This is a genomic window from Bacillota bacterium, assembly GCA_013178125.1.
Taxonomy (GTDB): domain Bacteria; phylum Bacillota; class SHA-98; order Ch115; family JABLXJ01; genus JABLXL01.
The window spans coordinates 38,078-51,875 of sequence record JABLXJ010000011.1; the positions used below are offsets into that span (position 1 = coordinate 38,078).

Below are 13,798 nucleotides of genomic sequence, written 5' to 3' on the forward strand. Positions count from 1 at the left end.
TCCCTTATAGATTTTCCCATAGAAAGATAAAAGGATGTCGATGAAAATGAGCGACAGTGCGGGACCTAAGGCTCATACTTTACGTATGGTCGGAAATGCCCACATTGACCCTGTCTGGCTCTGGCAGTGGCCTGAAGGGCTCGAGTCGGCTCGTTCCACTTTCAAATCTGCCCTCGATAGGATGGAGGAGACTCCAGAATTCATTTTCACTTGCAGTTCTGCCGTAGTCTATCAATGGATTGAAAAGACAGACCCTGCGCTTTTTGAGCGCATCAAGGAGGCTGTTGAGTCTGGTAAATGGTGTATAGTGGGTGGCTGGTGGATAGAACCGGATTGCAACATTCCTTCAGGGGAGTCCTTCGCCCGCCAAAGCTTATATGGTCAGAGATATTTCAAAGAGAAATTCGGAGTAATGGCCAGGGCAGGATATAATATCGACTCATTTGGCCATAATGGCATGCTGCCACAAATCCTGAAAAAGAGCGGCATGGACTATTATGTATTCATGCGACCCATGTCCCATGAGAAAGCTCTGCCTCCATTATTCTGGTGGGAAAGCGATGACGGTTCAAGGGTTCTCACCTATCGTATCCCGATAGCCTATAACTCAGAGGATGGGCACCTAGGGAAGAGAGTGGAGAGATTTCTTGAAGAGGTCCAGCCCCTCTGGCCAGATATGATGATCTTTTATGGGGTTGGAAACCATGGGGGTGGGCCGACGAAGGAGGCAATCACCAGCATCATTGAGATGAATGCTGATCCCAATATGCCCAGGCTTGAATTCAGTAATCCTGATCGTTTCTTCCAAGAGGTTGAGAAGCAGGAATTAAACTTGCCGGTGGTTCATGGTGAGCTTCAACATCATGCGAGCGGGTGTTACTCGGTGATGTCAGAGATAAAGCGTAATAATCGCAAGGCCGAAAACACCCTCCTTGTTGCTGAGAAATTCTCCGTAATCGCAGATATCCTTGTGGGAAGAAAGTACCCCAGGGGCGCATTCACCCAGGCATGGCATGACCTCCTCTTTAATCAATTTCATGATATCATGGGTGGGACATGCATACCGGAGGCCTATGAAGATGCCAGAAACCTCCACGGTCGTTGCCTGCAAGTGGGTACAGAGGAACTAACCTTCTCAACCCAGGCTATTGCAAGCAGGATTGATACCTCCGGGGTTGACCCCGTTCTGATAGTATTCAACCCCCATTCCTGGAGAGTGAAAGTACCCATAGAGTTCCGGCCGTCTCTGGATGGTCTCGAGGATGACGATGGTAAGTCTGTGCTCCATCAGAAAGTGAAGAACCTAAATATTATAACGCAGAGGGAGAGGAGTGCGGCGGTTGTCGAGGTGCCTCCCTTGGGTTACCAGGTCTATCGTAACAGTAAGAAGGCCCTTTCGCGAGATGAGGTCGAAGCTCGCGGGACCTTGAGTGCTACCGCGACTACACTGGAAAATAGGTGGCTCAGGCTCGATATCGAATCTCGGACGGGATATATCAGCGAGCTTTTTGATAAGGTCAATGGAATACGGGTTTTCTCAGATCGCAGTGCGGTTCCTGTCGTAATAGATGACCCTAGCGACACCTGGAGTCATGGGGTTTTTGAGTTCAAGGATGAATGTGCAAGGTTCACAGACGCCCGCGTGAGTCTTATGGAGAGCGGTCCGGTAAGGGCCCGCCTCCGTGTAGAGAGCAGATACAATAATTCAAACATATGCCAGGATTTCATCCTCCACAGAGAGCTTGCCTATGTGGAATCCCGGGTGACCGTGGACTGGCGTGAGAGTTATAAGATGTTGAAGTTGAGGTTTGCAGTTAATGTGGAGGAGCCTGAGGTAACTTATGAGATACCCTTTGGACACATAGTGAGGCCTGCCAATGGAGAGGAGGAGCCCGGACAAAATTGGGTGGATGTGACAGGACAAGCTACGACCACATATGGAGAGCGCATCCGGTACGGCGTGAGCCTGCTCAATGATTGTAAATACAGCTACGATGTTAGGAACGCAGAGATAGGGTTCACAATCCTCCGGAGTCCTTCTTATGCTGATCACCAGACCAATGGGGACCTGCCGGGAGTGACCTATCAGAGTATCGATAATGGGATTCAAACGTTTAAATATCTAATTCTACCTCACAGGGATACCTGGCGTGAGGCAGGAACCGTGCATCTGGGCTGGGAACTCAACCAACCGCCAGTTTGGATTGTTGAATCCAACCATAGTGGGTATCTTCCGGAGAGAATGTCGTTTATTGAAATTAGCCCGGGCAATATCTTGCTTTCCGCGTTAAAAAAACATGAGGATTCGGAAGATCTTATAGTGAGGGTTTATGAGGCGGAGGGAGAGGCCACCGTTGCTACAATCAAGCTGCCATTTCTTGACCGTGAGTGGAGTGCAAAACTTGGGCCCTGCGAGATAAAGACTTTTAGAATCTCCAGAGACAAGACGATGCCGGTATGTGAAGTAGATTTGCTGGAACGATCGTGTCACGAGCGGAACGGGGGTTCCCAGTAGGTGTGAATTTGTTAGGGAGAGGCGTAACGACAGCTTCATACCCTTGGGAGGCGGAATGACTTTATCGCAACCAATTATCTACAACGATAAACCAAAAGTCGGTGTAGTGACGTTCACAGATCCAAGGGCAGGGAATACGAGCCTGGCCCGGGAGCGCGAGGTATTCAACGCTCGGAAGCACTTTGAGCTCGTAAAACTACTTAAGGAGAACGGGTTTGAGGTAATAGACCCGATAGCCTATATGTCGTCCCAGGGCGCCGGAAATCACCCCGGCGAAGATGGGGAGGGAAGTGCCAGTGCTGGGAGTGCCAGCATCAATAATAGAAGCATCCACGACGGAGGCCTCACTGAAAGCTTAGGAACTAGCTTTGGGATAGGCTCCCCCCGTGATATCGAGCCTTGCGCCCGCATCCTGAAGCAAGCCGGCGCGGAATGCCTGATCATGGGTTGCTGGGTTTGGACCGACTCCATGCTCCCGGTCTACCTGCAGCGCGAGATGAATCTCCCCACGCTTCTGTACGCCGAGAGGGACCCGTCGAGGCCCGATGCGGGTGTGACGTGCCTGGCCGCTGTAGGTTGCTCGCTTTGGGAGGAGGCGCCCAACCGGCACGCTATTACCCACAGGCGCCTGCGCGATGATAGGGATGGTGTTATCAGGTGGGTGCGAGGCGTCTCAGCCTATCAGAAACTCAGGCGCAGCACATTGCTCCTCTGGGGCGGCTCGTGCGCGCTCCGTATGGAGCACCTGCTGGACGATATCCCGCGTTTGAAGTCCTTCCTGATCGGTGAGGTTCTAACCGAGGACCAGTACATGCTCGTTAAGAGGGCGGACCGCATCCTCGCCCGGGAGCCGGGGAGGGTTGATAGCTTCTTGAAGTGGCTCGAGACGGGCGGGGCGAAGATCGTGTATGATCCTGTGATGGTGACCCGCGAATCACTTTCTAAACAGGTTGCCTTGTACCTTGCTGCCCGCGACAGGTTGAAGGAACTCGAGGATGAAAGGATAATTGGAGTGTCAATCAAATGCCAGCCGGAGCTTTCCTGCGAATACGGGGCGACGGCGTGCTTCCTGCCGGCATTCCTGCCGTTCGGGGTTGATGCGGAGGGCCCCCGGGATGTCATCGCCACGGTATGCGAGGGTGATATCAAAGGACTTATTTCATCTGTATTATTACAAAAGGTTGCCAGTAACGGGATTGACGCGGGAGATGGAGCCTGGGACGAGAGCTCTCGGGGAGTGATGTCAGGTTCAATTGGTGGTACACTTGGTTGTAGAGTTTGTGACAGGCTTAGCCGCGTGGTCGGTGGCGAAGTGCCAGCGCTTTTCGGTGATTTCAACGATTATGCGCCAGGGTACATCGTGATCTCCAACTGCGGCGCTTCGTCTGTGTATTATGCGGCGAATTCGGCAAGGCCTGAGGATGTGCTCGGACGCCTTACGATCTCGGCGCAGTGCCAGGGGGTTGCGGGCGCGGCCATTGGCTACTTCGCCCCCGAGGCCAGAGTAACGGTGGCTCGCCTGTCGCGCGTCAACGGGCGGTATTTCCTGCAGCTTGGCGTTGGCCGTAGCGTGCGCATGCCCGATGAGGCCGTCCGCGAGGTCGCCTGGGGCAGGAGCTGGCCCAGGATGGCGGTGGACCTCGGCATCCGGACCGAGCTCCTGCTCGACGTCGCCAGCGGAAACCATTTCTCGATAATCCCTGGCGATTATTCACAGGAAGTGATACATGCATGTCGCGAGGCGGGCATACCTGTCATGCGAATCGACAGGGGGGAGGAGTTGGTGAAGGGCAGGGAGTTTGTCGAGAGTCTTGAATATCGAAATCCTTGAATCTGGTCACGTCTGTGTCCACCATGCCAAGGCGCTATGTCAAGGCGTCAAGGGTCAAGGCGTGTGGTTCGTCATGCTTGATCCCCGGCTTTTGTCACGATTGATCCCCTGATCCAGAAGGATATCATTAGCCGCGCGGAGAATGAATTATGAATTAAGTCAATATACGAAAGTTCGCCGGACTTTTTCAGCCAGTATCAGCCAGTAATTGAGGCAATGATGCAAAATGCCAGGATAGATGGATGGGGGATCGAAGGAGATGCAGTATCTACTGGGTATCGATCTTGGAACATCGAGCGTGCGATCCATTCTAATAGATACGGATGGTAATATTCTCGGCCTCGCGGGTGAGGAATATCCCATATTGATCCCGAAGCCGGACTATGCCGAGCAGGACCCTGGAGCCTGGTGGGATGCGACGAAGCGGACCATCGGGCGGGTGCTGGCCAAATCAGGCATTGACCCGCGGAATATAAAGGGGATCGGGCTATCAGGCCAGATGCACGGCACGGTGTTTGTTGATGAAGCCGGCCATCCCCTGAGGCCGGCTATCATCTGGCCAGATAAGAGGAGCGCGCGTGAATGCCGGGAGCTCAATGAGAGGGTTGGCGTCGAGCGGCTTTATGAGATTGCGGGCCTGCCTACGGCCACGGGCTTCATGGCCCCTTCGGTCTTCTGGGTCAAGCGTAACGAGCCGGATGTCACCAGGAGGGCCTCGAAGGTCCTCCTGCCCAAGGATTACATTCGCTTGAAGCTCACGGGGAAGATGGCAACGGACGTGACCGATGCCACGGGCACGCTCTTCCTGGACATCACGAAGAGGGCGTGGTCAGCGGAGGTTATGGCGGCGGTTGGTGTCGCGCCAGATATCCTACCGGACCTCCTCGAAGCGTCCGATGTTGCAGGCGAGGTGACGCCGCAGGCGGCCGGCGAGACGGGGCTTGCGTCCGGGACCCCTGTTATCGCGGGCGGCGCGGATCAGGCCATGGGCGCCATTGGTAGCGGGGTCGTGCGTGATGGCATCGCCGCCTCGACGATCGGGACAGGAGGGCAGCTGATCACGTGTATATCCAGGCCCATCCTCGACCCGAAGCGGCGGGTGCATACCTTGTGCCACGCCGTCCCGGGGAAGTGGATCTTGATGGGCGCGATGCTGGCGGCGGGGCTCTCGCTGCGCTGGTTCAGGGATAACCTCGGGCAGCTGGAAAAGCTCTCAGGTGGCTTCAGCGGCGCTGATCCATATGAGATCGTGTCGAGGGAAGCGGAGAAGGTCCCTGCGGGCTCCGACGGCCTGGTGTTCCTGCCTTATCTATCAGGCGAGCGCACGCCCCACATGGACCCGCGAGCCCGCGGCGTCTTCATTGGGCTTACGCTCCAGCATGGCAGGGGACACATGATCCGCGCCATCATGGAGGGCGTGAGCTTCGCCATGAGGGAATCATTGGACATATTCAAGGAGCTCGGCGTATCTGTCGACACGATGCTCTGCTCGGGCGGAGGGGCCAGGAGCCCGGTTTGGCGGCAGATACAGGCGGATATCTATGAGATGCCTGTTATCACGGTTAGCAATGAAGAACATTCATCCTATGGGTGCGCCCTTCTTGCGGGGGTCGGAGTTGGCATATACCGTGATGTCGATGAGGCGTGCAGGGGAAGGGTACGATACACGGGAATGACGCAACCCCAGACGCAATCCCGCGAGGCATGCCCTGGCGATCGCCTCTTTGGTGCTTTTGGTGCTGGTGAGGCCGGCGGGGATAGGGCCGGGAACAACGAGGCAGGGGAGGCAAACGCTGAAGTAGCTGGCCGGTACCGGATGTTGTTTGAGGTATATAAATCGCTTTATCCGCGGTTGAAGGATGTGTTCCATAAGCTCGGGAGCTAGTGATTAATATCTAATGATTGAGTGACCGAACCAATAACAATAACCGAGCCGGGTAGGCGGCCTATTTTCGGTCAGGCCCTTAGGTATGGCATTAGGTATGACAAACTAAGTGTGAGTTCGAAAATTATCGCCGTTTTCCCTGGGGTTGCCAGTGTTGCGTTCCGGGGACGGCGCGCTTGCGGCGCGCCTCCGTTGAAATTTGGCGCGAGGGCATTGCCAAATTTCAAAGGCCCCGTCACGCAAGCACTGGCAACCCCAGGGACGTGCTGGTAAACTGGCAGAAATTAAGGAACCTATACTTAGTATTAGCAGGGGTTTTGGCCTCAGCGGCCGGGGCGTTTATGGCTAATTCGTTAGATTTTTTACCTTGCTAAGAAGGAATTAAGGAATCTAGGGAGAATATTAATGTATATGAAGCAATCGATTGCGCAAACGATTGCTAATCTTCGGGTCTTCGGGCCCCCCCTCGGGTCTTTTGGTCTTTCTTTTTTCTCCTCTTCCTAGCCTAGTTTGTCCAGTTATTCCCAGAGGCATTTTCATCCTCTGTGGCGCCGCATCGCGGCATGAATGACTTCTCCTTTAACGATCCCAACTGGCGTTGGGGAGGTGAATATAAGAAAGATGGCTAGGATAGATACGAGACATGGAGGTGGTAGGTATAGCGAAGGACAAAGTCAGGATCAAGGCTTAAGGTTAGGGTTGAAGCTGAGACTCAGATTGAGGTAGGAGAGATTTACAATTCAAGGAGGCGGGGTCGATGAGAAACTTCAATAAGATTCTGCGTGTGGTTTGCCTGTTGGCTCTGGCATTGGTCATGTGCGTGACGCTTATCACAATGGGCGGGAGCGCAGCCTCAAAGAAGCTTGTCGTTGGATATGCAACCAAGTCCGCCACAAACCAGGGTTGGATATTAATCAATAACGGCGCGAAACAAGCGGCGAAGGACCTGGGGGTCGATTTGATTATGCTTGGGCCCCCAAAGGAGAACGATATCGCGGGACAGCTTGCGGTCGTTGAGGACCTAATCAACAGGAAGGTTGATGCTTTGGCTATAGCGCCCTGCGATTCAACGGGAATAGCCCCGGCTGTGGAGAAGGCGAATCGCCTCGGCATCCCGGTTGTGGCGGTAGACACAGCGATTTATGGCGCCAAGGTTACCAGTTTTGTTGCTACTGACAATCTCAAGGCGGCGGCATCAGCCGCTAAGTGGGTCGGCGAGAAGCTCGGTGGCAAGGGCAATATCGTGATGATAAATGGCATGATCGCCCAGCAAACGGGGAAGGATCGCCGGGATGGCTTCTATAACTATATCAAGGAACATTATCCAAATATGAAAATCGTCGCAGAAGTCCCGGCCGAGTGGCAAACCGAGAAGGCCTTGAGCGGCATGGAGGATGCCCTACGGGCTAACGACCAGATCGATGCTGTATTCTGCGCGTGGGATGGCGGCACGATCGGCGCGCTGCAGGCGCTTGAAGCTGCAAAGAGAAAGAGCAAGACACTACTGGTCGGCTTTGACGCCGCCCCCGATGCCCTCAAGGCGATGAGACAGGGCAAGGTGGACGCGGATATTGCCCAGTTCCTCTTCAAGATCGGGTATGAGGGGATCGCCACGGCTGTCAAGGCCGCCCGCGGCGAGAAGGTCCCGGAGCGGGTCGATACGGGGTCGATGGTTGTTACGCCTGAGAATCTCGAGAAGTTCATAAAGGATAACCATATCCCGGTGCGTTAGACTTGCTAGAGCATTTTCTAGATCGAGAATTATCGTTTTGAAGCGAGATCGGTTAGCTGCGGCGGGCGAGGTCGGGCCGCGATTGGTCGACGTCTGGCCTCGCCCACCAGAGCGAAGCATTCATTTTAGTGGCAAGATCGACTACGTGGTGTAGTTGCGCGCGTAGCTATGCTATGTGGTATAGCCAGGTAGCTGGGTGGTGAGTTAGGCGTGCGGCGTGATAAGGTTCGCGACAAGGTTCGCGATGGGGTTTGCGGTAGGAGCGCGGAGGGCACAGGTAGTACCGGTAATAACGGTAATAACAGCTGGGGTGCTACCAGGGGTGTTACCGGGGAAGTCATCCTCGAAATGAAGGACATCACGAAACGCTTCCCGGGTGTGCTGGCTCTGAACAAAGTTCGCTTCCAATTGCGCAGGGGAGAAGTGCACGTTCTGCTTGGCGAGAACGGCGCCGGTAAATCTACGTTGATCAAGATCTTGACAGGTGCCTATAAACCGGATGAAGGAACGATCCTCCTGCGCGGCGAGGAGATACGAATAGATAACCCTGCTCATGCTCAGGCGCTGGGAATCAGTGCGGTATATCAGGAATTCAATTTGATTCCTCACCTGGATGCGGGGAAGAACATCTTCCTTGGCAGGGAGCCTCTCAAGGAAGACGTAGTCAAGATCATCGACAAGCGCGCAATTTATGAGAGAAGCTCCAACCTCCTGGAGAGCCTCGGCGCAAAGATCGACCCGCGCATCCCTGTGAAAAGGCTGGGTGTAGCTTCTCAGCAGATGGTAGAGATCGCCAAGGCGCTTGCGGCTAACGCCGAGATCCTTGTACTTGACGAGCCGACGGCGGTGCTGACGGAGGAGGAGACCGAGCGGCTATTCTCCGTGGTTCGAAATTTGACGGCGCGCGGGGTCGCCGTGATATATATTTCCCACCGTCTTGAGGAGGTCGCCCAGATCGGAGATCGCGCAACGGTCTTTCGCGATGGCGAATACGTCGCCACCGTTGATCTAAAGGGTGCTGATATTGACATTGATTATCTAATTCAGCTGATGGTGGGACGGAGGCTCGATGAGAAATTCCCGAAGGCAAGGGTGGAGCCAGGTTGTGAGGTGCTGCGAGTTACCAATCTCTCTCGAAAGGGAGTGCTGCACGATATAAGTTTCTCGCTTCGCTCCGGTGAGATACTCGGCCTTGCGGGCCTCGTCGGCGCGGGAAGAACCGAGCTTGCGAGGGCTATCTTCGGAGCGGATCCGATTGATGGCGGGGAGATTTATGTCGAAGGGCGACTTGTTCGCATCCGTTCGCCTCGCGATGCGATTGCATTGCAGATCGGGCTGGCGCCTGAGGATAGGAAAACCGAAGGTCTCGTCCAGCTATTGCCTGTTGACAGGAATATAATCCTGGCGAGCGCGGGCAGGGTCTCCCATAGAGGCATTCTTAACCTGAGAAGGCAGAGCGAGGTCTCATGGGATTTGGTAAGAAGCCTCAGGATAGTTACCCCAAACTTGAAGCAAAAGGTCATGTACCTTAGCGGCGGCAATCAACAAAAGGTTGTCCTTGCAAAGTGGTTGGCGTCGCAATCAAGAATAATAATCTTTGATGAGCCTACTCGAGGTATAGATGTTGGCGCCAAGGTCGAGGTTTATCAGTTGATGAATGAGCTTGTGCGTCGAGGAGTGGGCATTATTATGATTTCCTCGGAGCTTCCAGAGATACTCGCGATGAGCGACCGGATATTAGTTCTGCATGAAGGGCGTATCACAGCGGAATTAACCAGGGAGGAAGCTACGCAAGAGAAGATTCTTCGTTATGCTGCTGGAGGTGGAGAACGTGCAGCTATCTGATACCCCTGTGGCGAAAACCGCTACACCCAGGGAGACGTCTTTTACCCAGTTTAGGCAGGCATTTTCAAGCCAACTGAGCTCGATCCTGGCTCTTATCGGCCTGAGTGTTATATTGAGCTTTCTGTCGCCGCACTTTCTAACATCGGGCAACCTGTTAACGGTGTTGCTTCAATCATCAATAAATAGCATTCTCGCGGTGGGGGAAACCTTTATCATTTTAACGGGCGGCATCGATCTATCGGTCGGCTCCGTGGTTGCTTTTTCTTCGGCGATCATGGGCGAACTGGTCGTGAATTATGGGCTCAATCCGTATCTCGGGATTTTGCTCGGGCTCGTCCTTGGCACTCTTACGGGCCTCTTGCATGGTGTCATCATAACTAAGATAGGCATACCCCCCTTCATCGTTACCCTCGGCGCGATGTCGATATGGCGGGGGCTTGCGCTGCAGCTAACCGGGGGAACTCATACCTATGGTTTGCCTTCCGTCATCCTCTGGCTCGGGCAAGGCTACATTGGACCGGTTCCCGTCCCGTTTGTCGTCGCGCTCGCTGTGTATGTGGTCTCCTGGTTTATCCTCGATCGCACCCAGCTAGGCCTCTACACCTATGCAATAGGCGGAAATGAGCAGGCGACTCGCCTCTCTGGGATTAACATACACCGTTATAAGGTATACCTCTACGCTATATGTGGTTTCCTCTCGGGCCTTGCGGGCGTGATATTGGCGGGGCGTCTCAATAGCACGGCCGGTGTAGTGGGCGTGGGGTTTGAGCTTGACGCGATCGCGGCTGTCGTCATCGGCGGGACCTCCCTATTCGGGGGTGAGGGCATCGTGTGGGGTTCGCTCCTCGGCGCGGTCCTTATGGGCGTGATCAGGAATGGTCTGAACCTCCTGAATGTGTCTGCATACTACCAGATGGTAGTGATCGGAGCGGTGATCGTCGCGGCAGTCGGTGTCGATGCTTTAAGGCGAAAGAAAATTTGATCCGATGCGCGGGGAAAGCGGGAAAGCGAGCGAAGAAGCCACAGCGTCTTGTGAGATTGCTATTGAGGGCGCAATGAATCAGAAAAGCAGTGAATCAGAAACATGGAGTATTGTGACATAACATGGAGTACTGTGACATGGAGCATTGTGAACCATGAGATCTTCGACTATGAAAGACGTGGCGCGATTGGCTGGTGTCTCGCCCACAACGGTTTCTCACATTATTAACAAGAGCAGATTTGTCTCGGAGGAGACGAGACATAGGGTCCTGGAGGCGATGCGGGAGCTAAACTATCAGCCCAATGCCATCGCCAGGAGCCTGCGGCGCAAGGCCACGCACACGATCGGGCTCGTCATTTCGGATATATCAAACCCCTTCTTTACGGGGCTGGTCCGGGGAAGCGAGGACGTTGCCAACAAGCATGGCTACAGCATAATCCTCTGCAATACCGATGAGGATCCCGAGAAGGAGCGCATGTATGTAGCTGTCTTACATCAGAAGCAGATAGACGGCCTCATCATCGCCCCGGCGGCCGGTGATCATGGCTACCTTTGTAAGCTGATCGAAGACGGCTATCCGGTTGTATTTGTGGACCGGTACCTTGAGGCAGTCCCGGCAGACGCGGTCGTGGTAGATAACGAGTGCGCCGCTTACGAGGCTGTTATGCACCTGATCAGACTCGGCCACAGGCGAATCGGTATGATCGGGGGAGTCCCCGGCATCAGCAGCACCACTGAGCGGGCGAGCGGCTACGAGAGGGCGCTAAGGGAAAGCGGCATTCCAGTCGACAGGGCCTTGATCATAGAGGGGAACTCTCGGGTGAACGGCGGATATAATGGTCTTACGGCTCTTCTTAGCGGGCCACAGCCACCCACCGCCGTGTTTGTCGTGAATAACCTCATGACCATCGGCGCCATGCTCGCCATTCGGGATAAAGGCTTAAGATGCCCCGAGGATATCGCTGTGGTTGGTTTTGACGATTTTGAGTGGGCCTCCGCCTTTAGACCATACCTTACGGTAGTAGCGCAGCCAGTTTACAAGCTCGGGGAGACCGCGACCCAGGTCTTGATTGATAGAATAAGAGGCAGGCGCAGGCGCCCCCAAAAGACCGTGTTGCCAGCGAAGTTAGTTGTAAGGGAGTCATGCGGAGCAGCCCCCTATGCTGCGGTGCGGCGCCACAGAGAATGAAAATGCTGCCTGGGAATAGCTGGGCAATACGAACCCCAGCCTGCAAGGCTCCGGCTGTTCGGGATTAGAGCTAAAGAGGGTCCACGCCGGGACGGACCCGTTGGACCCATTGGGATTGTTGTGAAGGGGCTGGTCTCTTTGGGCAATTTGAATAATCTGAGTCATAACCTGAATCCGAATGACCCGGATAATAAATACATACTCGCTCATGACCTGGGGACCTCAGGCAATAAGGCATCACTGTATGACGCGTCCGGAAGGCTTATCGCCTCGTCATTTTATGGTTATGAGCCGGTCTACCTTAGTGCTACGTGGGTTGAGGAGGACCCGGGGGATTGGTGGAAGGCTATATGCAGTTCTACGCGAGCTTTGCTGAGCGACTCGGGAATCCCGCCGAGCGCCATATCTTGTATCACATTTAGCGGTCAGATGATGGGGTGCCTGCCGGTGGACGTGGGGTCGAGGCCATTAAGAAGGGCTATAATCTGGGCTGATCATCGAGCAACTGAGCAGGCGATGAGGCTCGAGGATTCCCTGGGAGGGATCGAGGCTATTTACGTCCTGACGGGGCACAGGGTGAGCCCGGGCTATTCCATTCCCAAGATCATGTGGATACGAGATAACGAGCCTGACGTTTACGCCAAGGCTCGTAAATTCCTCAATGCTAAGGATTTCATCGTCGCGAAGCTGACTGGCAGGTTTGCGACAGATTACTCTGATGCATCCGGTATGGGTGCTCTTGACCTCAGGACCAGGAGCTGGTCTGTGCAGGTCCTTGACGCGGCTCATATTGACGCTGACAAGCTGCCTGATCTCCATGCTTCCAGGGATGTCGTCGGCGAGGTCACGGCGGGCGCGGCGGAGGAAACGGGGCTTGCGCCGGGGACCCCTGTTGTGATCGGTGGAGGCGACGGCGTGTGCGCGACGGCGGGTGCGGGTGTGGTCCGCGAAGGGGAAGGCTATATCTGCATTGGCTCCTCCTCATGGGCTGCTCTCGCGACTGGTGAGCCGATACTGGATGCCAGGATGCGGACCTTCACCTTTGTGCATCTGGACGATAGGATGTATTCACCCTGCGGCCCTATGCAGGCGGGTGGCGGATCATATAATTGGGCCCGGCACGTCCTGTCGCCTGTGGAGAGCGTTGTTGCGGCGGATCTGGGGTTGAGCCCCTATGAGGTTATGAATGAGGAGGCCAGGACCGTGCCGGCCGGTGCGGAGAGGTTGGTCTACCTGCCTCACCTGATGGGCGAGCGCAGCCCCTATTGGAATCCGCAAGCCCGCGGGGCCTTTGTAGGGTTGACCTCAAAACATGGGCGACCTCATATGATAAGGGCTATTTTGGAGGGTGTTGCATTTCATTTGCGAATGATCATGGATGCCTTTGAGGAATATACGCATGTGGACAGGGTGCGCGTGATCGGCGGCGGGGCGAGGAGTGAGCTCTGGCGGCAGATCATGGCGGATGTTTTCAAGAAGCCGGTGCTGAGGCCGAGGTTTCTGGAGGAGGCCACCTCCCTGGGGGCGGCCATCGCCGGGGGCGTCGGAGTTGGGATTTTCAAGGATTTCAGCGTGGCTGAGGATTTGGTTGAGATAGTTGATATTCAGGAACCAAATCGTGATAATGAAGAAATCTATGATGGCCTTTACGGGGTCTTCAAGGATACATACCGGGCGCTGGAGCCGATTTACCGGGAGCTTGCGGAGCTTCCAGCGACCTGCTAAACGACAATCCGTGAGAGCAAGTGAGGTTTGTGACCAAGCATTGCGAGAATCGCCGAAAGCTCAACTTGCTGGGAATATGCTGGGAATATATAAA

At 54.8% G+C, this 13,798-nt stretch carries 8 protein-coding genes; all 8 read left to right on the top strand.

The features are described 5' to 3' along the window. The first annotated feature begins 46 nt into the window (after positions 1–46). The 8 genes from HPY71_10435 (at position 47) to xylB (HPY71_10470) (ending at position 13,704) form a co-directional block, all read left to right on the top strand. Positions 47–2,515 carry an alpha-mannosidase gene (locus HPY71_10435; GenBank protein NPV53926.1) on the top strand — a complete coding sequence of 823 codons (2,469 nt, stop codon included), beginning with the start codon at positions 47–49 and terminating at the stop codon, positions 2,513–2,515. Between the two features lie 55 nt (positions 2,516–2,570). Then, positions 2,571–4,346: a hypothetical protein gene (locus tag HPY71_10440; GenBank protein NPV53927.1), complete on the top strand. Its 1,776-nt coding sequence runs from the start codon at positions 2,571–2,573 to the stop codon at positions 4,344–4,346. Between the two features lie 238 nt (positions 4,347–4,584). After that, positions 4,585–6,231 (top strand): xylulokinase, encoded by a 1,647-nt coding sequence (gene xylB, locus HPY71_10445; protein ID NPV53928.1) that lies wholly within the window; start codon positions 4,585–4,587, stop codon positions 6,229–6,231. A gap of 757 nt (positions 6,232–6,988) precedes the next feature. Next, positions 6,989–7,963, top strand: coding sequence for a sugar ABC transporter substrate-binding protein (locus tag HPY71_10450; protein NPV53929.1), 975 nt, complete (start codon positions 6,989–6,991; stop codon positions 7,961–7,963). A gap of 348 nt (positions 7,964–8,311) precedes the next feature. Then, positions 8,312–9,808 carry a sugar ABC transporter ATP-binding protein gene (locus HPY71_10455; protein ID NPV53930.1) on the top strand — a complete coding sequence of 499 codons (1,497 nt, stop codon included), beginning with the start codon at positions 8,312–8,314 and terminating at the stop codon, positions 9,806–9,808. Then, the gene (locus HPY71_10460; protein ID NPV53931.1) at positions 9,774–10,790 is read left to right on the top strand and encodes an ABC transporter permease; all 1,017 of its coding nucleotides are present in this window, start codon (positions 9,774–9,776) and stop codon (positions 10,788–10,790) included. The genes HPY71_10455 and HPY71_10460 overlap by 35 nt, the downstream gene beginning before the upstream one ends. A 154-nt stretch (positions 10,791–10,944) precedes the next feature. Beyond that, positions 10,945–11,979 carry a LacI family DNA-binding transcriptional regulator gene (locus HPY71_10465; protein ID NPV53932.1) on the top strand — a complete coding sequence of 345 codons (1,035 nt, stop codon included), beginning with the start codon at positions 10,945–10,947 and terminating at the stop codon, positions 11,977–11,979. Between the two features lie 168 nt (positions 11,980–12,147). Next, the gene (xylB, locus tag HPY71_10470; GenBank protein ID NPV53933.1) at positions 12,148–13,704 is read left to right on the top strand and encodes a xylulokinase; all 1,557 of its coding nucleotides are present in this window, start codon (positions 12,148–12,150) and stop codon (positions 13,702–13,704) included. Positions 13,705–13,798: the final 94 nt, after the last annotated feature.

What these genes read in the sequence shown, in the direction of transcription:
- HPY71_10435 (NPV53926.1), top strand. Translation starts at nt 47, where the DNA reads ATGAGCGACAGTGCGGGACCTAAGGCTCATACTTTACGTATGGTCGGA.
- xylB (NPV53928.1), top strand. Translation starts at nt 4,585, where the DNA reads ATGGATGGGGGATCGAAGGAGATGCAGTATCTACTGGGTATCGATCTT.
- HPY71_10465 (NPV53932.1), top strand. Translation starts at nt 10,945, where the DNA reads ATGAGATCTTCGACTATGAAAGACGTGGCGCGATTGGCTGGTGTCTCG.
- HPY71_10440 (NPV53927.1), top strand. Translation starts at nt 2,571, where the DNA reads ATGACTTTATCGCAACCAATTATCTACAACGATAAACCAAAAGTCGGT.
- HPY71_10450 (NPV53929.1), top strand. Translation starts at nt 6,989, where the DNA reads ATGAGAAACTTCAATAAGATTCTGCGTGTGGTTTGCCTGTTGGCTCTG.
- HPY71_10455 (NPV53930.1), top strand. Translation starts at nt 8,312, where the DNA reads ATGAAGGACATCACGAAACGCTTCCCGGGTGTGCTGGCTCTGAACAAA.
- HPY71_10460 (NPV53931.1), top strand. Translation starts at nt 9,774, where the DNA reads ATGCTGCTGGAGGTGGAGAACGTGCAGCTATCTGATACCCCTGTGGCG.